Genomic DNA, 19,990 nt, shown 5'->3' on the forward strand with positions numbered 1-19,990 from the left:
ATCGGGTTGTTTGGGGCGTCGCCCCGACGGGGGCGGGGGGGGGGGGGGGGGGGGGCGGGGGGGGGGGGGCGGGGGGCGCCCCCGGGGGGGGGGGGGGGGGGGGGCCCCCCCCCGCCGGCGCGCCGTCGCGGGGGAGCGGTCAGGCGGCCTCGTCGTCGTTCCGGTTGCTGCCCCGCGGCTTGCCGACCTTGCCGGTCCGCAGGTACTCCCCCACCAGGTTGTTGACCTCGGTCGGCTTCTCCAGCAGGGACGCGTGGCCGCAGTTGCGGATCTCCGTGTACTCGGCCGTCGGGATCAGGCCGGCCAGTTCGCGGGCGAAGTGCCGCGGAGCGACGATGTCGTGCTCCATGCCGACGACGAGCAGCGGCACGCGCACCTTGCCGACCTCCTCCGGGGAGGGCCGGAACCGCCGGGCGGCCTCGGCGTGGCCGATCGCGCCGTGCCCGCCCGACTCCGCCCACCCCTGGAGTCCCTGCAGGAAGGGCCCGATGAACGCGTCGCGGTTCAGCGCCCGCGGTCCGAACAGGTACATCGCCCGGTAGGCGCCCTCCAGGAGCGCCGGGATCTTCTGGTCCGACTGGAGCCGTGTCACGGCCTCGGCCTGGATGGCCTCCTGCAGCTTGCTGGCCTTCCACGGAACGCCGATCAGGGCGGCACGCTCGATCAGGTCGGGCCGCTTCATGGCGAATTCGAGGAGGATCATCGCGCCCACGGAGTACCCGATGTAGGCGCAGGCGCCGAGGCCCAGCGCCTCGTTGAACGCCGCCAGGTCCTCGCCGAGCAGTTCGACGGTGTAGGGCGGCGGTGTCTCCTCCGACGGCGCCACGCCGCGCAGGTCGAAGGTCACCACCCGGTAGCCCGCCTTCGTCAGGTGCGGCACCTGCATGTCCTCGAACAAGGACGCCTGGTGCTGCCCGGGGACGAGGACGACGACCGGCCCGTCCTCGGGGCCGTAGATGTCGTAGCTCAGGGTGACGCCGGTCGGCAGTGCGATCTTCATGCAGTTTCCCTTCGTCGCTGGGCGGCCACCCGGATCAGGGCGTGACCAGCTCGTCCTGCTCCGCGAGCTGGCCGAGGACGTACTCCAGTACCTGCTCGGTCGTCTGGATGCCCCGGCCGGTCTCCTCGTCGATCGGCGGCAGGTCGAAGTCGTCCTCGATCGCGAAGGCCAGCTCGAGCAGGGCCAGCGAGTGGAAGCCGAGGTCATTGACCAGGTTCAGGTCCTTCGCCGAGTCGAACCGCTCCGGCTCGGGCGCGAGTTGCTGGATGATCCCGAGCACTGTCTCGCGGACCTCCTGCGGCTGAAAGGGCATCCGCCTTCTCCCGTCTCGTTTCCGCTACTGCGTTCTTGTGGCTCAGGCTGAGCCACAGCTCCCGGCGCCGGCTCTTGCCGCTCGACGTACGCGGGATGGTCCCGCGGGGAACGGGGACGACGTGGCGTTCGACGCCGGGGCACGTCGTGAGGAGCACCCGGTCGGCGACCTCGGCGCACGAGGCGTCGAGGTCCTCCAGGACGGCGTACGCGTGGGCCCGCGAGCCCAGCTCTCCGAGCACCACACAGGTGCGGTTGAGGTCCAGTCCCGCGCGGCCGAGCATCATCTCGACGTCCTCCGCGAACACGAACCGGGCGTTCACCTTGAGGCTGTCGCCCAGCCGGCCGAGCACGAACAGCTCGCCGTCGCGTTCGAAGGCCACGTCACGGGTGTAGAGCCGCCCGTCGCAGAACGCGGTCCCCGCCGCCGAGCCGTCCAGGTAGCCGTCCGCCAGGGAGGTGCCGGTCACGACGACCTCGCCGAGGTGGCCTTCCGGCAGGGGCTCGCCCTCCGGGCCGGCCAGCCAGACGTCCAGGCCCGCCAGCGGCCGCCCGCAGCTCATCACGTCGACGATCCCGTGCTCGTCCAGGCCGTCTACGTCGGTGCGCACGGCCGCGCCGACGGCCAGCTCCCGGCGGCGGACGCGCACGGTGGCGGCGCTCCGGTCGACGGGCACCCCGGTCACCGCGAGCGTGCTCTCGGCGAGGCCGTAGGCGGGTGTGAGGGCGCTCGGCGCGAGGCCGTACCCGGACAGCAGGCCGGTGAACGACTCCACGAGGGCCGGGTCGATCCGTTCGGCACCGACGATCAGGGCGCGCCAGTCGGCGAAGTCGAGGCCGTCGAGCTGTTCGGGGCCGACCCGGTCGACGATGCGCTGCAGCCCGAAGGCGGGGGTCGCGGTGATCGTGGCGCCGCCGCGGTCGAAGCGGCGCAGGTAGGCGAGCGGATGGCGGACGAACGTCTCGGGGGTGCACACCGCGAGGTCGTTGTTGCCTCCCGACACGGGGACGACCATGCAGCCGATCAGGCCCATGTCGTGGTGCATGGGCAGCCAGGAGCACCAGGCGTCGCGCTCGGTGGCGCGTTCCCAGTCGCGGATCGCCGCGACGTTGGCGGCCAGGGCGTCGTGGGAGACGCGCACGCCGCGCGGCCGGCCGGAGCTGCCCGAGGTGAACTGGACGAGGGCGAGGTCCGGGGCGGTACGACGACCGGGGCCGGCCGCGGCCAGCGCGTCGGTCGGAAGGAGCCGCACCCGCCTGCGGGAGGCGAACCCGGGCTCCTCGCGGACCACCTCCCGCGCGTAGGACTCGTGCGCCGCGTCGAGCACGAGGACGTCGGCGTCGAGTGCGTCGATCACCTGGCGGACGCGTTCACGGTGGGCGTCACCGGACACGCGGGTGGGCGGAGGAAGCACGGACACCGCGCAGCCGGCCGCCTGGATCCCGTAGAAGCCGGCGATCAGGTCCGGGCCGTTGCCGCACAGCAGCGGCACCACCGACCCGGCCGTGACGCCGTTCGCGATCAGGCCGCCGGCGACGGCGAGCGCGCGCTCCGCGACGGCCGTGTAGGGGGCGGTGACGCTCGACGCGGCGTCGAAGAACTCCACGGCCGTGTCGGTGCGCGGGTGTTCCAGCCACTCGAGCGGATGGATGCCGGTACTGGTCATGGACTGCCCCTCGGGTCGCCGAGCCGACGGCCGCCCGCATGTTCACGGCCAGTCACCAGGGACCGTATGAGACGGGAACGCGGCACCGGCCGTCTCTTTCACAGCTCTGTCGCGCCGCCGTGCCGATGCGGCGGACTCCCCCAAACTGACTCGCCGTAGGGGACCGTGGCACGCCGTGGGGAAGCCGAGGACGCCGATGACAGAGCAGCTCACTCCGACCGGCACGTTCACTCCGTGGCCCGAGGAGGACGCCGTCCGCTACCGGCGGGCGGGCCTGTGGCGGGGTGTCCCCCTCGGTGACGCCCTGACCGCGGCGGCCGATACGGATCCGGACGCGGTCGCCGCGGTCGACCGCCACCGGCGCGTCACGCACGGGCGCCTGCGCGCCGAGGCCGACGAGATCGCCCACGGTCTGCTCGCCCTCGGCATCCGGCCCGGCGACCGCGTGGTGGTGCAGTTCCCCAATGTCGTCGAGTTCCTCACCGTCACGGTCGGGATGCTGCGGGCCGGGATCATCCCCGTGCTCGCCCTGCCGGGTCACCGCCAGGTCGAGATCGACCACCTCGTGGCGGCCTCCGAGGCGGTCGGCTACGTGACGGTCGGCCGTTTCCAGGGCTTCGACCACCGCACCGTCGCCCGCCGCCTTCGGGAGACGTCACCGGACCTCGTCTGTGTGATCAGCGGCGACGCCCAGGAGTTCACCTCGCTGGAGACGGTCCGGGAGACCGGGGCGGCCTCGGCCGGTGCCCCGCTGCCCGCGGTGGACCCGGCGGGGGTGGCGCTGCTCCTGCTCTCCGGCGGCAGCACCGGCAGGCCGAAGCTGATCCCGCGTACGCACGACGACTACGCGTTCAACATCCGCGGTTGCGCCGCGGCCCTCGACTTCGGCCGCGACAGCGTGTACCTGGCCGCCAACCCGGCGGCCCACAACGCCGCCCTGGGCTGCCCCGGCGTGTGGGGCGCGCTGCTCGTGGGCGGCAAGGCCGTGCTCGCCGCCAGCCCCTCCCCCGACGAGGTCTTCGGGCTGATCGAGCGCGAGGGGGTCACCCACACCACGGTGGTGCCCGCCATCGCCGCGCTGTGGTCCGACGCCAGCGCTGTGCGGCGGGTCGACATGAGCAAGGTGCTCCTCCAGGTCGGCAGTTCGAAGTTCGACGCCGACGCCGCGGGCCGTACCCAGCGCGCGCTCGGCTGCCGCATCAGCAACTGGTTCGGCATCGGTGAAGGGCTGCTGACGTACACCCGTCTCGACGACCCCGAGGAGATCATCCACGGCACGGAGGGCCGGCCGCTGTCGGAGTACGACGAGATACGGATCGTCGACGAGGACCTGCGCGAGGTGCCGGCCGGGGAGGCGGGCGAACTCATCACCCGGGGCCCGTACACCATCCGGGGCTACTGGAACGCCCCCGAGGCGAACCGCACCGCGTTCACGCCCGACGGCTTCTTCCGCACGGGGGACCTCGCCCGGCTGACACCGGACGGCAACGTGATCATCGTCGGGCGCGTCAAGGACATCATCAACCGCGGTGGCGAGAAGGTGTCCGCCGAGGAGGTCGAGAGCCACCTGCGCAGCCACGAGGCGATCAGCGAGGCGGCGCTGGTGGGGCGGCCCGACCCCGCGCTCGGCGAAGCGTCCGTCGCCTTCGTCGTGCCGTCGGGCGGCGCGGAACCGACTCTGCTCGCTCTCAAGCGCCATCTGACGGCCCGGGGCCTGGCCGTCTTCAAGCTGCCCGACGAGCTGCGGCTGCTGCCCGCGCTGCCGCGCACCCCGGTCGGCAAGATCGACAAGACCGCGCTGCGGGCCGCGGCGGCCGATGCCGCCACCGGCTGAGGCCGGGTGTGATCGAGGAGCTGGTGCCCGCGGAGGTCGCCGCGCGTGACCTCTTCGGCGACGCGCGGACCCACCGGCTCTTCGACTCCGAGCGGGCGCTGGTGGCCGGCGCCGTCGCGGAGCGGGTCCGGGAGTTCACGACGGTCCGGTGGGCCGCCGCTCAGTGCGTGCGCCGCCTCGGGCACGCCCCGGCGCCCCTGCTGCCGGGGCGGCTGGGCGCACCGCGCTGGCCGCGGGGGCTGGTCGGCAGCCTCACGCACTGCGCCGGGTACCGGGCGGCCGTCGTCGCGCGTGCCTCGGTGGTGTCCGGCCTGGGCATCGACGCCGAGCCGGACGAGCCGCTGCCGGACCGCGTGACCGGGCGCGTCGCGTCGGCCGGGGAACTGCGCCATCTCGCCGCGCTGCACTCCGCCCACCCCGACGTCCGGTGGGACCGGCTGCTGTTCTGTGCCAAGGAGGCCTTCTACAAGCTGTGGTCGCCCGTGACGGGCAGGTGGCTGGGCTTCGACGGCGCCGAGGTCACCTTCGCCCCGTCGCCCGGGGACGCGCGGGGGCGCGGGTTCGTCGTGCGGCCCGCCGGCGCGGCGTCCGGGTTCCCGGCCGTGCGCGGGCGGTGGCTGGCGCGGCACGGCGTCCTGGTCGCCGCGATCGCGGTGGCCGCGGGCGAACTGCCCGCCGTCCGGCCGGCCGCGGACGGTCAGGAGGGCACGGCCGTGACGGGCATCTCCTCGTAGGCCCAGTACGGGAACCGGAAGCCGCCGCCGCTGGGGCTCCAGCGGGCCGGCCCGGCCGCTCCGATGTCCGAGAAGCGGGCCAGCAGACGCCGGAAGACGACCGCGCCCTCGACCCGCGCCAGGGCCGCTCCCAGGCAGAGGTGGACCCCTCCCCCGAAGCTGACGTGCGGGTTGGGCGAGCGGGTCAGGTCCAGCCGGTCGGGATCCTCGAACACCGACGCGTCGCGGTTCGCGGAGCCCAGCAGGAGGACGACGACGCGTCCCGCGCGGACGGTGCGGCCGGCGATCTCGACCGGTTCCAGGACCAGCCGCGAGGTGGCCTGGATCGGCGCGTCGTAGCGCATGAACTCCTCGAGGGCGGTGGCGACGATGTCCGGCTCGGCGCGCAGCCTGCGCTGCGCGTCGGGCTGGGTGAGGAGCACGCTGCCCCCCGTGGCGATCACGTTGGTGGTGGTCTCGAAGCCCGCGTAGTACACGAAGAGCGCGTTGTCGACGATCTCCTCGTCGGTCAGCGGCTCGGTGCCGTCCCGCACCGCCATGAGCATCCGCGACAGCAGGTCCTCGCCCGGCCGCCGGCGTCGTTCGCGCACGAGGCCGGTGAAGTACTCGCGCAGCCGGACGACCGCCTCGTGGGCCTCGCGCCGCTTCTCCTCCGGGATGAACACCGCGAACGCCGCCGCCAGTGAGGTGGACCACCGGGCGACCGTGTCACGGTCCGCCTCCGGGATGCCGAGCAGCTCGCTCATCACCAGCATCGGGACGGGGACGGCCAGGTCCGTCACCAGGTCCCAGGCCTCACGGTCGGCGAGCCGGTCGAGGAGCCCGTCGACGAGCGCGCCGATGGGCTCGGCGAGCGAGCGCACCATGGCGGGGGTGAGCGACTTGGTGAGCAGGCGCCGCAGCCGGACGTGGGCGCCGCCGTCGCGGTTGATGATGATCCGCTGGAGGTAGTCGTTGGCGGGGCCCTGCCCGATCGACATGGCCTGGTACTGCTCCGGGTACTCACGGCCCAGGCGGGGGTCGCGCAGCAGCGCGCTGACCTCGGCGTGCCGGGAGAACACCCACTGTCCGGGGCCGCCCCTGCACACCGGCCCGTACTCCCTCAGCCGCTGGTAGACCGGATACGGATCCTCCACGTTCTTGGCGTCGTCAAGTACGTACCGCGGCATGTCCGACAGCATGAGACACCTCCGAAATCGCGCTCAATGTAGCCGCGGCGCCGTGGCGCCCGGCCGGAGACCGAAGGTTGACCGACAGGTTCGGAGCCGATCCGCCGCGGCTCTGCCAGTCTCGGTGGCCGACCGGAACAGGCGAGGCGGAGGTGGCGGAGGCGCGATGCGACAGCTCCCGGCGAAGTTCGACTCCCGCGATCCGCGTGTGCTCGAAGACCCGTACCCGATGTACGCAGAGCTGCGGGCGGCCGGGCGGCTGGCACGCGGCTCGGCGGGGCAGTGGGTGGTCTCGCACCACGCGGACGTCGTACAGCTCCTCAAGGACCGCCGGCTCGGGCACGAGTACCCCCCGGAGTTCCACGAGTTCTCCAACGGCGCCGGCCCCGCCAACGACTTCCTCCAGCGCATCGTCCTCGACCAGGACCCCCCGACGCACACGCTCTGGCGGCGGATCATGCAGCACTCGTTCAGCCCCTCCCTGATGCGCCGCCTCTACGACTACGTGGCGGGACAGGTCGACGAGCTCATGTCCGCGGCCCTGGAGCGGGGGCACATGGACGTGGTCGACGACCTGGCCTTCCCGCTGCCGGTGACGGTGGTCTGCGAGCTGATCGGCATCCCGGACGTCGACCGCGAGGCCGTGCGGCCGCACGCCGTGCAACTCGCCAAGGCCTTCGCGCTCTACGTGCCGCCCGAGGAACGCGAGGGAGCGCACGCGGCGGTCACCTGGCTGCGCGACTACGTCAGGAACCTGGTCGACGAGCGCGCCCACCGCTCGTCCGACGACCTGATCGGCAATCTGCTGGCCGTGCAGCGGGAGACCCCGGACCTCGACCACGAGACCCTCATCGACAACATCGTGTTCCTGTTCTTCGCGGGTTTCGAGACGACGACGAACCTGATCTCGACGATCTGGTCGGCTCTGCTCACCCGTCCCGACCAGCTCCGACTGCTGCGCCGGCGCCCGGAGTTGGCCGCGAGCACCGTGGAGGAGATGCTGCGCTACGACGCCCCGATCCAGGCGACGGCCCGCTACGTGAAGGAGCCGGTGGACATCGACGGACGGACCGTCCGCCCCGGCCGGATCCTCGTCCTGCTGCTCGGCTCGGCGAACCACGACCCCGCGCGCTTCGACCGGCCGGAGGACATCGACATCACCCGCGACCCCAACCCGCACGTCAGCTTCGGCGGCGGTCCGCACCACTGTCTGGGCGCGGCCCTCGCACAGGTCGAGGGGCGCGCCGTCGCCGACTGGCTGGCGCACGCGGCCGGGCCCCCGCGTCTGACCGGCGAGATCGTCCGGCGCCCGAGCGTCACGTTCCGCGGCTACACGAGCATTCCGGTCGCGCTGGCTCCCCCCTCGTAGGGCGTGGCCGGGGACCGGAGGCGTGGCGTACGGCGGCGAGGGGCAGGGCGGGACCGCCGTACGCCCCGGAGTGCCTTCAGGACTCGGCGGCTTCCCTGCGCGGGCCCTCCCGCCGGGTGCCCTGCGCGATCGTCTCCTCCACCTCCGCCGTACGCTCCGCCTCCTCCTGTGCGAACCGCTCCGCGTCCAGCTTCTCGGCGAGCTCCTCGTCCTGCGTCATCAGGAGGTCGAGGTTCGAGTCGCCCAACTCGAAGACGCCCATGTCGGCATAGGCGCGCTGGAGCCGCTCGCCCCACAGCCCGATGTCCTTCACGCACGGCACGATCCGGCCGAACAGCAGCTTGCGGAACAGCTGGACGGCCCCGCTGCGCTCACTCAGCTCCGCCGCCTCCGCTGCCGGGACACCGAAGTTCTCCAGCACCTCCGTGCCGCGCAGCCGGTTGCGCATCAGATGGCAGCCCTCGATCACGAACTCCTCCCGCTCCCGGAGTTCGGCGTCACCGAGCTGGCGGTAGTAGTCCCGCAGCGCCATCCGCCCGAAGGCCACGTGCCGCGCCTCGTCCTGCATCACGTAGGTGAGGATCTGCTTGGGCAGCGGCTTGTCGGTGGTGTCGCGGAGCATCCCGAACGCCGCGAGCGCCAGCCCTTCGATGAGCACCTGCATGCCCAGGTACGGCATGTCCCAGCGCGCGTCCCGCAGCGTGTCGCCGAGCAGCGAGCGCAGATCGTCGTTGACCGGGTACAGCATCCCGATCTTCTCCCTGAGGAAGCGGCTGTAGATCTCCGCGTGCCGCGCCTCGTCCATGGTCTGGGTCGCCGAGTAGAACTTCGCGTCCAGGTCCGGCGCCGACTGCACGATCCGCGCCGCGCACACCATCGCGCCCTGCTCGCCGTGCAGGAACTGGCTGAACTGCCAGGAGCCGTAGTGCCTGCGCAGCTCCCCCTTGTCGCGGTCCGTCATCTTGTCCCAGTACCGCGTGCCGTACAGCGTCATCGCCTCGTCCGGGACGCCGAGCGGGTCGTACGGATCGACCTCCAGTCCCCAGTCGATGCGCCGCTCCGAGTCCCACTGCCTGTCCTTGCCCTTCTGATACAGGGACAGCAGCCGCTCCCGGCCGTCGTCGTACTCCCAGTCGAAGCGGGCCGGTCCCGCCGTGGGCACCTGCCAGACCATGTCGTCCGGGGCTCGCGTGTACAGCTCTTCCGTGGTCATCGGTGACTCCTCGGGTCGCGTCGCGGGCGGGCAGCCACTCGTGGGCGCGGAAGCCGCCGAGGGCTTCCGGCCCGGGGATCGGCGCACCCGGTGCCCCGGCCGCGGGCACGCGCGCCGCACGAGCGCCTCACCGGAAGCCGCCGCATCCGCGTCCGCCGTCCCTGCCGTCGCGCAGGCCGGTCGGCCATCGAGCCTGGCAAAACGGCGGCTCACCGGCGTCGAACCTGTCGCCCACCTGTCGCCGCCCGCGACGGGCCCGCGTGCGCGCGGCCGCACCGGCCGGCGGCGCGCACGACCGGGCCGCGGGACAGGCCCCGCGGCCCGGGGCCGGCGGCCCCGCTCAGTCGCCGAAGACGCGCTCCCCGCCGACGTACGTCGCCTCGACCCGCAGGGAAGCGAGTTCGGACGGGTCCGTCGAGGCCGGGTCTTGGTCGAGGACGATCAGGTCGGCGAGGTGCCCGGGACGCAGGACACCGGTGTCGTCGAGACCGTTCACGTAGGCGGAGCCCGACGTGTAGGCGGCGAGCACGGTCTCCAGGGCGAGGCGCTGTTCCGGCAGGAAGGCCGGCCGGCCGCCGCCGGGCAGGACGCGATTGACCGCGACGTGGATGCCTTCCAGCGGGTTCGCTGAGCTGACCGGCCAGTCGCTGCCCGCGGCGAGCCGGGCTCCGGCCCGGTGCAGGTCGCCGAAGGGGTACTGGCGGTCGGCCAGACCGTCACCGAGGAAGGGCGTGGTCAGCTCGTCCAGTTGGGGCTCGTGCGCCGCCCACAGCGGCTGCAGGTTGGCGGTCGCGCCCAGCCGCGCGAAGCGCGGGACGTCGGCGGGGTGGACGACCTGGAGGTGGGCGAGGTGGTGCCGGTTGCCGCGCGGTCCGTTGGCGCTCCACGCGGCTTCGACCGCGTCGAGCGCCTCGCGGACCGCCCGGTCCCCCAGCGCGTGGAAGTGGACCTGGAAGTCGAGGGCGTCGAGTTGTATGACGTATCCGCGCAGTTCGTCCGGGGCGACGAAGCTGATCCCGGTGTTGGACGTCGCGCAGCCGCACGCGTCCTTGTACGGGGCGGTCATGGCTCCGGTGCCGTTCTCGGCGATGCCGTCCTGCATGATCTTGACGGTGCCGGCGCGGAACCGGCCGTGCCGCAGGGCCTCGCGGCGCGCGACGAGTCCGGGGATCTGCTCGGCGCCCGCGTCCCGGTCCCACCACAGGGAGCCGTTGACCCGGGCGGTGAGCAGGCCCCGCTCGGCAGCCGACATGTAGGCGGCCGAGACGTCCGGGTGGCCGCCGTACACACCGAGCAGCGCGTCCTGCCAGGCGGTGATGCCGTACGAGTGGAGCAGCGCCTGCGCCCGCAGCAGTCCCTGGACGAGTTCCTCCTCGGTCGGCTCGGGAGCGAACCGGCCGACGAGCTGGGCGGCGCCTTCCTGGAGCATGCCGGACGGCGTGCCGTCCGGCTCGCGTTCGATCCGGCCGTCCACCGGGTCGGGGGTGGACGCGGTCACCCCGGCCAGTTCCAGCGCGCGGGTGTTGACCCAGGCGCCGTGGTGGTCGCGGTTGGACAGCAGGACGGGCCGGTCGGGCACGACCGCGTCGAGCGTGCGGCGGTCCGGCATACCGCCGGGGAAGCTCTCCATCGACCAGCCGCCACCCGTGATCCACGGCCGTTCGGGGTGCGCGGCCGCGTACGCCGCGATCCGGCGCAGGTACTCGTCGGGATCCGTCGTGCCGGTCAGGTCGCAGGTCCCCAGCTCCAGGCCGCCGAACACGGCGTGTACGTGGGCGTCCTGGAAGCCGGGCAGCAGAGCGCGTCCGGCGAGGTCGACCACCACCGTGTCCGGCCCGGCCAGGGCACGCACCTCGTCGTCACCTCCGACCGCCGTTATCCGTTCCCCGGTCACCGCCAGGGCCGACGCACGGGGGTGTCCGGGGTCCATGGTGTGCACGGAGCCGGCGACGAAGACGACATCTGCGAAGGGCATCAGGAGGAACTCCTCGAGGTTTCGGTGAACGGCGGGGCCGCGGCGGCGGGTTCGGGAACTACCGGGCGCGACGGAAGTAGGGGGCCTTGCGCACGTGCTTGGCCCACAGGGCGGCGGGCACGCCGGTCACGAGGATGACGACGGGCACGAGCGTGAGGAAGCGGCCGTTGTCGGCGGTGAAGGCGAGGGCGGGGGACGAGGACCACAGGCTGTGCACCATGTAGCAGCCGAGCCCCAGCAGGGCCAGTCCGCACAGCACGGGGACGGCCACCGTCACCAGGAACAGACGCGGGTCCCGTCGCGCCTCCCGGGCGAAGGTGAGCGCGCAGGCCAGCGCGGCGAAGGCGTAATACAGGGAGATCAGGATGCCGACCGAGGTCACCGCGCCGGTGATGATGTCCTGGAGGCTGCCCAGGCCCGACGAGAGCAGCGCGAGCACCGCCGAGAGCGCGGCGATCCTCAGGGTCGAGAGGTACGGGGTGCGCCGGCGGGAGTGCAGCGCGGCCCAGCCCGGGCCGAGGACACCGTCGCGGCTCATCGCCAGGGTCTGCCGGGCGGAGCCGATCAGCACGGACTGCACGCAGGCCACGATGGAGCACAGCAGCACGACGGTGGTCACCGCCCGACCGAAGCCCCCGGCCGCGATCTGTCCCAGGTAGGGCAGTCCCTGCTCGCCATGGGTGACGAGTTCCTCGGGGGTGAGGGCGCGCTGGAAGGCCACCGAGGCGAACAGGAACAGCCCGGCCACCGCCGCGAGCGACCACATGCCGGCCCGCGCGGACGTACGCGCGTCGGCGTTCTCCTCCGTCACCGAGAACGCGGTCTCCCAGCCCCAGTACATGAACACGGCCAGCAGGATGCCCGTCGCCATCACCGACGGCGAGGAGAAGACGGTCGGGGAGAACCAGGCCGGGTCGAAGGACGCCGCGTCACCGGCCGCCACGGCCCACAGGCACACCCCCAGCAGCACCACGAACTCGGTGACGATCAGGACGAGTTGGAAGCGGGCGGCCACGTCGATGCCCGACACCGCGAGCGCGGTCAGTCCGACGAGCAGGAGCAGTCCGGCGGTCATCGACACGGCGACCGGCGCGTCCGCCAGGGCCACTCCCGCGACCTCGTGCAGCCCCATGGCGTCGGCCGCGAGGAGCGTGTACTGCCCCATCAGCGGAACCGCGTAGGCCAGGAACAGCAGTTGGGTGACGACGGTGATCCAGCCGATCAGATACCCCGGCATGGGCCCGACCGCCCGGCCCACCCACACGTACGCGGTACCGCAGTTGGCCTCGCGCTGGTTCAGCTTCGCGTACGCGAGCGCGATGCCGAGGATCGGCAGCAGACCGAGCAGGAACGCGGCGGGGATGCCGACGCCGACGGACGCGCCGATGATGCCCAGGCCCACGCCGATGCTGAAGGTGGGGCTGATGTTGGACAGCGAGAGCACGACTCCGTCGCGTACGCCGAGCACCTTGGGCATCTCGCCGCCCCGGCCCTCGGGGGGGTCGGCGACCAGGGGGCGGGGCGTGGTCTCGGGACCGGGCATGGGTGTCTCCTTCGCGGCGCGCTGCGGGAGGGGGGTGGCGGCAGCGTCGCAGCACGGCGGAGCGTAGTCAACAGTGGTGACACCGGCGTTTACGAAAGGGGGCGCGGCAGCCGTGCCGCGCCGGTGGCGACGGCGGCACAATGGGGTCCGACCGGAACTGAGGGGAGTGCGAGGGTGACATCACGCGCGGGGAAGAAGACGGCGCCGCCGGCGCGGGGCGACACGGCCGACCAGAGCCGCCCCCGGCCCTCGCTCAGCCCGGAGCTGATCGTCGAGGCCTGCCTGGAGCTGCTGGAGGCCGAAGGCGCGGACGCGCTCACCTTCCGCCGGATCGGCACACGTCTGGGAGCCGACCACACCGCGCTCTACCGGCACTTCCGCAACAAGGACGACCTGCTCCTGGCCGTGGCGGACCGGCTCCTGGAGGAGAGCCTCGAAGGCTTCGAATCCGGCGCCGACTGGCGGGAGACGCTGCGCACGCTCCTCATCCGCGTCCGCATGGTCTACCTTTCGCACCCGCGCGCCGCCGTCCTGTCCACCGTGCGCATCACGCGCAGGCCGGCCGAGATGCGCGTGATCGAGACCATCCTGGCGGCGCTCGCCCAGGCGGGGTTCCCGCCCGGGCAAGCGGTGCCGCACTACCGCGCCCTGGTCGACTTCATGCTGTCCTGGTCCTGCATGGAGGCCACCTACTCCTCGCTCGACCCGGCCGCGCGGCAGGCCGACGAGTCCGCCTGGACCGGGACGTACACCGCCGTCCCCGCCACCACCCACCCGCACATCGCGGCGGCCGCGCCGTACCTCGCGGCGGTGGAGGACGAGGCCAATTTCCGCTTCGCGCTCGACCTGATGCTGACCGCGATCGCCGCCCACGCCCCTCAGGAGGGCGGCCGGACGTGAGAGAGTCCGGCCGCCCGCTCGGGCTCAGGGCACGAGGCCCTCGGCCGCCCGCAGCATCCGTGCCCGGTAGGCCGGGGTGTCGGCGGGCTCGCTCTCCCCGAAGATCGCGCGCATCCAGTGCCCGTCGGTGTTGTTGGGGAACAGGATGAAGTCGCGCCCGAAGCGCTCGGCGTCCTCGGCGGCCAGCTCCTTCCGCCGGCCGACCGACGTCACGTAGTAGCGGCGGCGGAAGTCGTTGAGATTGTCGCCGAGGTAGGCGATCACGTCGTACTCGGCCGCGACGGCCTGCTGGGCGGGCTCCTTGTCCGAGGACTCGCGCAGCATCGTCACATGCGCGCGGTCGGCGAAGGCCAGGCCGGCATGACGCAGGTTGGCGATGCCCAACTCCTCGGTGTCGGGCCCCTGATCACGGGAGGAGATGTAGAAGATCTCCACGCCCTTGCTCTCGGCGTAGCGGGTGAACGCGACGGCGCCCGGGGTCGGGGTCGGGCCGTTCTCGCGCACCCACGCGTCCCACATCTCGTCGTCGAAGGCCTGCTTGCCCGCGGACACCAGTCGCGCCCAGTAGGTGTCGGAGGACAGCACGGTGTCGTCGACGTCGGAGATCACCGCCAACGGCCTGTGCCCGCGGCGCCTCTGCCCCCTGCCCCGCAGTGCCTCGTCGATGCGGTCGCGCGCGATGTTGAAGGCCTGGTGGTACAGCATGTCGCGCTCCGCCGCGGTCTGCCGCCAGGCGCCCGCCGCACTCAGGATGTTCTGCACGGTGTCGTCCGCCGCCGCGGCCTGCCCGGTGCCGGCGAGCGCCACCACCGATCCGCCGGCGACTGTCGTGACGAGGGCGCGTCGGGACAGTGTCATTTCCTACTCCTCCGAGAGAGGCTCATCGGCCAGTTGGGTCCGTCTGCGCGGCACCGGCCTGATGAGCCGCCTCGCGCCGCCGTCGGGCTCGACGCCCGCGACGGAACTGCTGAGCTCGGGATCACCGCCGCTCACGGGCAGAGACACTACGGCGGCGGCACTCCCCCGGTAACGCGGATTCGTTGCGTGTGGCCGGTGAATCGTTGCGCGGTGATCAGCCGCCCGCTCGCGGATTCGGCGCTCCGGTGTGCGCGCACCGCCGGGTGCCGTCACGGCTGGGCCGCGCACGGCACACCCACCGAGCCGGCGAAACAGTGCCCGAGCGTCAGACGGTCGAGTCGACTCGCTCGATTCCTTCGTCATCACTCTTGAATCGAGCGAACGAATGAGGAATGGTGCTTGAAACCAGCACAGCACCTGCCGTTCACGCAGGGGAGAGAGGTGCCGCATGGACGAGACCGACCGGGCCATCCTGCGGGAGCTGCAGGTCGACGGCCGGATCCCCTACGCCGACCTGGGGCCGAAGGTGGGATTGTCGCCCTCGGCGGCGCGGCTTCGGCTGCAGCGGCTGATCGACACCAAGGCCGTCCAGGTCGTGGGAGTGACCGACCCGATGGTCATGGGCCAGCAGGCGATGGCGCTGCTGGGCCTGCGCATCGACGGCGATCCCCGGGCAGTGGCCGATGAACTGTCCCGGCACGACGAAGTCGTCTACACGGTCCTGACGGCCGGCGGCTTCGACCTGTTCGCGGAGGTGGTGTGCGGTCACCCCCGGGCGCTTCTGGACTTCATCAACGACGTCGTACGGCCCGTCGAGGGGGTCGAGTCGGTGGAGAACTTCCCCTACTTCGGGATCCACACGCACCGCTTCCTGTGGCACGTCGACTGAGACGTCCGCGCGTCCCAGCCCCGTATGCCCGTACCAGCCGAGGACCCGTATGCCGCACGACGCGCACCGCACGATCGACTTCTTCACCGAGGACGCCCTTCCCGTACCCCGCGTGGCACCGGCCGAGGCCGAACGCATCGCTGCCGAGCACCTCGGCCTCACCGCTCGCGCGCGGTCGCTGGGCAGCCAGCAGGATGCCAACTTCCTGCTGCACGACGGGGACGGGACGCCCGTGGCAGTACTGAAGGTCGCCAATCCCGCCTTCGGCGCCACGGAGATCGAGGCCCAGGACGCGGCGGCCGACCTGATCGCCTCGGCCTGCCCGGAACTGCGTATCGCCACCGTCCTGCGCCGGCCCGACGGTTCACCGCGGCGCACGACGGTCGACACCGGGAACGGGCCGGCCGTCACGCGCCTGCTGCGCCACCTGTCCGGCGGCACGCTGTCGGGACCACGGCACCTGGCCCCCGCCACCGTGGCGGCCATGGGCACGATCGCCGGAAGGGTCAGCACCGCCCTGCGCGACTTCCGGCACCCGGGCCTGGCGCGCGTGCTCCAGTGGGATCCGCGGCACGCCGATCGTGTCGTCGCCAGGCTGGCCCGGCACATCGACGAGCCGGACCGGCGCGCCGCCGTCGAGGCCGCGACCGCCGAGGCCTGGGCCCGTGTCCACGCGCTCGCCGCAGCGCTGCCGGAGCAGGCGGTGCACCTGGACCTCACCGACGACAATCTGATCCGCCGTCCCGGCACCCGTCCGCCGATGCCGGACGGGGTCATCGACTTCGGTGACCTGACCACGAGCTGGGCGGTCGGCGAGCTCGCCGTGTCGCTGTCCTCGATGCTCCACCACGACGGCGTCGAGCCTCACCACCTGCTGCCGGCCGTCCGCGCCTTCCACGCCGTCCGGCCGCTCACCGCCGAGGAGGCGGAGGCGTTGTGGCCGCTGGTGGTCCTGCGCGCCTGCGTCCTGGTGGCCAGCGGGCGCCAGCAGGCCGCCGTCGACGAGGACAACGCCTACGCCGAGGCCGCCCTCGACCGCGAATGGCGGATATTCGAGCAGGCCACCCGCCTGCCGCTCTCCGTGATGACCCACCTCGTCGAGGACTCGGTCCGCCCGGCCGACGCGCCCGTCGCGGCCGGCGTGCCGGAACGTCTCCTGCTGCGCGGCCTCGCCGCGGACCGCATCGCCGTGATCGACCTGTCCACGGGCGCGGACTCCATGGACGGCGGCGCCTGGCTCGACGCCGGCGCCGAGGAGGCACTCGCGGTCGCCGCGCTCGCGGACGGCGCGGCCGCGACGGCCACCCGGTACGCACAGGCACGGTTGAGCCGGGCCCCCGCACTGTCGGCGCTCTCCGGCGCGACGGTTCCCACCGGCGTCGACCTGGCGCTGGGCCGGTCCGTCGTGCTCCAGGCCCCCGGTCCGGGGGAGGTCCTCGCCGCGGGGCCGGGGGTCGTGGAGATGACGTACGGCCCGCTCGTGCTCACCGCGTCCTTCCCCGCCTCCCTCGGCCCCGTGGTCTCCGCCGGCGCCGCGGTATGGGCGGGCGACGACCTCCTCCGTCTCCCCGCCGGGAGCCGGGTCCACGTCGCGCTGCGGACGCCGGGCAGCCCCGCGGTCCCTCCCCTGGTACGTCCCGAGTACGCCGCCGGCTGGCTGCCGCTCACCGCCGACCCGGCACCGCTCCTCGGCCTCCCGCCCACCGGACCGGTGGAGGAGACGGGGCTGCTGGACCGGCGCGACGCCGTGTTCGCGACCGTGCAGGAGCACTACTACTCCGACCCTCCCCGCATCGAGCGCGGCTGGCGCCACCACCTCCTGTCCACCGAGGGCCGCTCCTACCTCGACGTCGTCAACAACGTCACCCCGCTGGGCCACGCCCACCCCCGCGTCGAGCGGGCGGTCTCCCGGCAACTGCGACGGCTCAACACCAACTCGCGTTTCCACTACGCCTCGGTCGTGGAGTTCACCGAACGCCTCGCCGGTCTCCTGCCCGACCCCCTGGACACCGTGTTCCTCGTCAACTCCGGTTCCGAGGCGGTGGACCTGGGCCTCCGCCTGGCCATCGGCGCCTCCGGCCGCCATGACGTCGTCGCGCTGCGCGAGGCGTACCACGGCTGGACCTACGCCTCCGACGCCGTCTCCACCTCGCTCCAGGACAACCCGAACGCCCTCGCCACCCGCCCGAGCTGGGTCCACACCGTGGACTCGCCCAACTCCTACCGCGGGCGCCACCGCGGGACGGATGCCGTGCGCTACGCACCCGAGGCCGTCGCCGTCATCGACGCCCTGGCCGCCGCCGGCCGCCCGCCCGGGGCGTTCATCGGCGAGACCTTCTACGGCAACGCCGGAGGAGTCCCCCTTCCCGACGGCTATCTCGCCCAGGTGTACGCGGCCGTCCGCCGTCACGGCGGACTGACCGTCGCCGACGAGGTCCAGGTCGGCTACGGCCGCCTCGGGCACTGGTTCTGGGGCTTCGAGCAGCAACAGGTCGTCCCCGACATCGTCTGCGTCGCCAAGGCCATGGGCAACGGACACCCGCTCGGCGCCGTCATCACCTCCAAGGAGGTCGCCGGCCGCTACCGCGAACAGGGCTACTTCTTCTCCTCCACCGGCGGCAGCCCGGTCTCCAGCATCGTCGGGCTCACCGTCCTCGACACCCTGCGCGACGAGGGCCTCCAGGCCAACGCGGTCCGCGTCGGCGGGCACCTGAGGCGCCGGCTCGAGGCGCTGGCCGGCCGCTACGGCGTCATCGGCGCCGTCCACGGCTCCGGCCTCTACCTCGGCCTCGAACTCGTCCGGGACCGCGGCACGCTGGAGCCCGCCACGGAAGAGACCACCGAACTGTGCGACCGCATGCTCGACCTCGGTGTCATCGTCCAGCCCACCGGAGACCACCTCAACATCCTGAAGATCAAGCCGCCCCTGTGCATCGACATCCACGCGGCCGACTTCTTCGCCGACATGCTCGACCTGGCCCTCACCCAGCTCGGCCACGGCCCCCGGTGACACCGGCGGCCGGCGACGGCCCCTCGCGACGCGGCGCCGCGGTCCCCTTCGGCCTCGGCCGACCCGGTCCCGCCTTCCCCGGAGAAGAGAGAAAATGACGGACACGATCGTCGTCGGCGCGGGAATCGCCGGCATCACCGCAGCCCGGCTGCTGCGGGCCGCAGGGCACCGTGTGGTCGTGCTCGAGGCGCGGGACCGCGTCGGCGGACGGATCTGGACGGACCGCACGGCGGGGTTCTGCGTCGACCGGGGCGCCTCATGGATCCACGGCCTCACCGGCAACCCGCTCACGACACTCGTCAGCGCGCTCGGGATGGAGACCCGCGAGTTCACGGTGGGGAGCTTTCAGGCGGGCGGCCGATCGCCGACCACGACGCATCGCGGCGCCTGCTGGACGACGAAGCGACACGGCGGTGGACCACCGACGTCGGCACGGCGGACGACCTCCTCCGGGCCACCGTCGCGGCGTCGGGCGACGACGAGAGTTACGCCACCGCGGCCGAGCGCGCCCTTGCCGCGACCGGTTGGGAGCCCGAACGCGCCGCTCGCGTCCGGGTCTTCTACCGGCATCGCACGGAGGAGCAGTGCGGAGCGGAGATCGAGCGGGTCGCCGCCCACGCCCTCGACGAGGACGCCGTCGAAGGCGACGAAGTGATCTTCCCGGGCGGCTACGACGTGCTTCCCCGCACTCTCGCGGAGGGCCTGGACGTGCGGCCGGGAAAGACCGTGACCGCGGTCACCAGGTCGGCCGCGGGCGTGCGAGTCGACACGCGGGACGAGTCCTTCGAGGCCGCCCACGTGATCGTCACGGTGCCGTTGGGCGTGCTCAAGGCCGGCGCGATCGCGTTCACGCCCGCTCTGCCCGACACCGTCGCGGGGCCGATCGCCCGACTCGGGATGGGCGTGTTCAACAAGGTCTTCCTCCAGTTCCCCGACCGGTTCTGGCAGGACGGCGTCTACGCGATCCGGCAGCACGGCGAGGCCGGCGTCCCCTGGCATTCCTGGTACGACGTCTCGGTGGTGAGCGGCAGGCCGATGCTGCTGACCTTCGCCGGCGGGGCCTGGGGACGGGAGATCGAGCAGAAGACCGACGAAGAGGTGGTCTCCTCGGTCCTCGGGGCCCTGCGCGAGATCTACGGCGACTGCGTCCCCGATCCGGTGGCGCACTGGATCACACGCTGGGGCGTCGACCCCCTCGCCCTCGGCTCGTACTCGTACGTCGCCGTGGGCTCCTCGCACGACGACCACGACGCGATGGCAGGACCCGTGGACGGCGTCCTCCACTTCGCGGGAGAGGCGACCTGGGCGCGCGACCCGGCCACGGTGCACGGCGCGCTCCTCTCGGGGCACCGCGCCGCCGAACGGATCCTCGGTTCACCGATCCCCCTGGCCGGACTCGCCCGGGGCGTGGTCCGTTCCTGAAACCGTGGCCTGGAGGGCGTTCCCGACCATGTGCACCCCTCACATTGTGTGGTTCGCCCACATGCCCCGGCACCCGCCCGTCCACCTAGCGTGTG

General features: G+C 72.8%; 16 protein-coding genes. 8 read left to right on the forward strand and 8 right to left on the reverse strand.

Translation table 11 applies throughout. The features are described from left to right. Positions 1-139: 139 nt before the first annotated feature. From ACH499_RS05840 to ACH499_RS05850, 3 genes are read right to left on the reverse strand one after another with little or no spacing between them, the layout of a single operon-like run. Positions 140-1,000, reverse strand: coding sequence for an alpha/beta hydrolase (locus tag ACH499_RS05840; protein WP_356205768.1), 861 nt, complete (start codon positions 998-1,000; stop codon positions 140-142). Positions 1,001-1,034: 34 nt separating this feature from the next. Next, positions 1,035-1,280 (reverse strand): hypothetical protein, encoded by a 246-nt coding sequence (locus ACH499_RS05845; RefSeq protein WP_356205769.1) that lies wholly within the window; start codon positions 1,278-1,280, stop codon positions 1,035-1,037. Next, positions 1,204-2,979 carry an AMP-binding protein gene (locus tag ACH499_RS05850; RefSeq protein WP_399014005.1) on the reverse strand — a complete coding sequence of 592 codons (1,776 nt, stop codon included), beginning with the start codon at positions 2,977-2,979 and terminating at the stop codon, positions 1,204-1,206. Before ACH499_RS05850 ends, ACH499_RS05845 begins: the two co-directional genes overlap by 77 nt. Positions 2,980-3,175: 196 nt before the next feature. Here ACH499_RS05850 and ACH499_RS05855 point away from each other — a divergent pair, with 196 nt between their 5' ends. Both ACH499_RS05855 and ACH499_RS05860 read left to right on the forward strand, forming a co-directional pair. Then, positions 3,176-4,813, forward strand: coding sequence for a (2,3-dihydroxybenzoyl)adenylate synthase (locus ACH499_RS05855; protein ID WP_399014006.1), 1,638 nt, complete (start codon positions 3,176-3,178; stop codon positions 4,811-4,813). 8 nt (positions 4,814-4,821) lie between these two features. After that, positions 4,822-5,547, forward strand: a complete 726-nt coding sequence (locus tag ACH499_RS05860; protein ID WP_399014007.1) for a 4'-phosphopantetheinyl transferase — start codon at positions 4,822-4,824, stop codon at positions 5,545-5,547. Here ACH499_RS05860 and ACH499_RS05865 read toward each other — a convergent pair. Further along, positions 5,511-6,716, reverse strand: a complete 1,206-nt coding sequence (locus ACH499_RS05865) for a cytochrome P450 (protein ID WP_399014008.1) — start codon at positions 6,714-6,716, stop codon at positions 5,511-5,513. The genes ACH499_RS05860 and ACH499_RS05865 overlap by 37 nt on opposite strands. Before the next feature lie 166 nt (positions 6,717-6,882). Here ACH499_RS05865 and ACH499_RS05870 point away from each other — a divergent pair, with 166 nt between their 5' ends. Further along, positions 6,883-8,085, forward strand: a complete 1,203-nt coding sequence (locus ACH499_RS05870) for a cytochrome P450 (RefSeq protein WP_356205774.1) — start codon at positions 6,883-6,885, stop codon at positions 8,083-8,085. Between the two features lie 76 nt (positions 8,086-8,161). Here ACH499_RS05870 and ACH499_RS05875 read toward each other — a convergent pair whose 3' ends face one another. The 3 genes from ACH499_RS05875 to ACH499_RS05885 form a co-directional block, all read right to left on the reverse strand. After that, positions 8,162-9,298 (reverse strand): ferritin-like domain-containing protein, encoded by a 1,137-nt coding sequence (locus ACH499_RS05875; RefSeq protein WP_399014009.1) that lies wholly within the window; start codon positions 9,296-9,298, stop codon positions 8,162-8,164. A 340-nt stretch (positions 9,299-9,638) separates the two neighbouring features. After that, positions 9,639-11,273 carry an amidohydrolase gene (locus tag ACH499_RS05880; RefSeq protein ID WP_399014010.1) on the reverse strand — a complete coding sequence of 545 codons (1,635 nt, stop codon included), beginning with the start codon at positions 11,271-11,273 and terminating at the stop codon, positions 9,639-9,641. A gap of 58 nt (positions 11,274-11,331) precedes the next feature. Then, entirely contained in the window at positions 11,332-12,816 is a 1,485-nt protein-coding gene (locus tag ACH499_RS05885; RefSeq protein ID WP_399014011.1) for an APC family permease, read from the reverse strand. 174 nt (positions 12,817-12,990) lie between these two features. Here ACH499_RS05885 and ACH499_RS05890 point away from each other — a divergent pair, with 174 nt between their 5' ends. Then, positions 12,991-13,716, forward strand: coding sequence for a TetR/AcrR family transcriptional regulator (locus ACH499_RS05890; RefSeq protein ID WP_399014013.1), 726 nt, complete (start codon positions 12,991-12,993; stop codon positions 13,714-13,716). A gap of 24 nt (positions 13,717-13,740) precedes the next feature. Here ACH499_RS05890 and ACH499_RS05895 read toward each other — a convergent pair whose 3' ends face one another. Then, a complete protein-coding gene (locus ACH499_RS05895) occupies positions 13,741-14,574 on the reverse strand; it encodes a 5'-nucleotidase, lipoprotein e(P4) family (RefSeq protein ID WP_399014014.1) in 834 nt (277 codons plus the stop codon). Positions 14,575-15,022: 448 nt separating this feature from the next. Here ACH499_RS05895 and ACH499_RS05900 point away from each other — a divergent pair, with 448 nt between their 5' ends. The 4 genes from ACH499_RS05900 to ACH499_RS05915 all read left to right on the forward strand — a co-directional run bounded on the left by ACH499_RS05900 (position 15,023) and on the right by ACH499_RS05915 (position 19,895). After that, positions 15,023-15,463 (forward strand): Lrp/AsnC family transcriptional regulator, encoded by a 441-nt coding sequence (locus ACH499_RS05900; RefSeq protein ID WP_356205780.1) that lies wholly within the window; start codon positions 15,023-15,025, stop codon positions 15,461-15,463. 49 nt (positions 15,464-15,512) lie between these two features. Next, entirely contained in the window at positions 15,513-18,473 is a 2,961-nt protein-coding gene (locus ACH499_RS05905) for an aminotransferase (RefSeq protein ID WP_399014016.1), read from the forward strand. Positions 18,474-18,567: 94 nt separating this feature from the next. Continuing rightward, positions 18,568-19,128, forward strand: a complete 561-nt coding sequence (locus tag ACH499_RS05910) for a flavin monoamine oxidase family protein (protein ID WP_399014017.1) — start codon at positions 18,568-18,570, stop codon at positions 19,126-19,128. After that, entirely contained in the window at positions 19,071-19,895 is an 825-nt protein-coding gene (locus ACH499_RS05915; RefSeq protein ID WP_399014319.1) for a flavin monoamine oxidase family protein, read from the forward strand. The genes ACH499_RS05910 and ACH499_RS05915 overlap by 58 nt, the downstream gene beginning before the upstream one ends. Positions 19,896-19,990: the final 95 nt, after the last annotated feature.

The organism is Streptomyces sp. NPDC018947, assembly GCF_044390505.1.
GTDB lineage: Bacteria > Actinomycetota > Actinomycetes > Streptomycetales > Streptomycetaceae > Streptomyces.

Excerpts from the sequence above, each read along its gene's own strand:
- ACH499_RS05895 (WP_399014014.1), bottom strand. The coding sequence starts at position 14,574 with ATGACACTGTCCCGACGCGCCCTCGTCACGACAGTCGCCGGCGGATCG.
- ACH499_RS05880 (WP_399014010.1), bottom strand. The coding sequence starts at position 11,273 with ATGCCCTTCGCAGATGTCGTCTTCGTCGCCGGCTCCGTGCACACCATG.
- ACH499_RS05855 (WP_399014006.1), top strand. The coding sequence starts at position 3,176 with ATGACAGAGCAGCTCACTCCGACCGGCACGTTCACTCCGTGGCCCGAG.
- ACH499_RS05840 (WP_356205768.1), bottom strand. The coding sequence starts at position 1,000 with ATGAAGATCGCACTGCCGACCGGCGTCACCCTGAGCTACGACATCTAC.
- ACH499_RS05900 (WP_356205780.1), top strand. The coding sequence starts at position 15,023 with ATGGACGAGACCGACCGGGCCATCCTGCGGGAGCTGCAGGTCGACGGC.
- ACH499_RS05905 (WP_399014016.1), top strand. The coding sequence starts at position 15,513 with ATGCCGCACGACGCGCACCGCACGATCGACTTCTTCACCGAGGACGCC.
- ACH499_RS05870 (WP_356205774.1), top strand. The coding sequence starts at position 6,883 with ATGCGACAGCTCCCGGCGAAGTTCGACTCCCGCGATCCGCGTGTGCTC.
- ACH499_RS05850 (WP_399014005.1), bottom strand. The coding sequence starts at position 2,979 with ATGACCAGTACCGGCATCCATCCGCTCGAGTGGCTGGAACACCCGCGC.
- ACH499_RS05885 (WP_399014011.1), bottom strand. The coding sequence starts at position 12,816 with ATGCCCGGTCCCGAGACCACGCCCCGCCCCCTGGTCGCCGACCCCCCC.
- ACH499_RS05875 (WP_399014009.1), bottom strand. The coding sequence starts at position 9,298 with ATGACCACGGAAGAGCTGTACACGCGAGCCCCGGACGACATGGTCTGG.
- ACH499_RS05865 (WP_399014008.1), bottom strand. The coding sequence starts at position 6,716 with ATGCCGCGGTACGTACTTGACGACGCCAAGAACGTGGAGGATCCGTAT.
- ACH499_RS05910 (WP_399014017.1), top strand. The coding sequence starts at position 18,568 with ATGACGGACACGATCGTCGTCGGCGCGGGAATCGCCGGCATCACCGCA.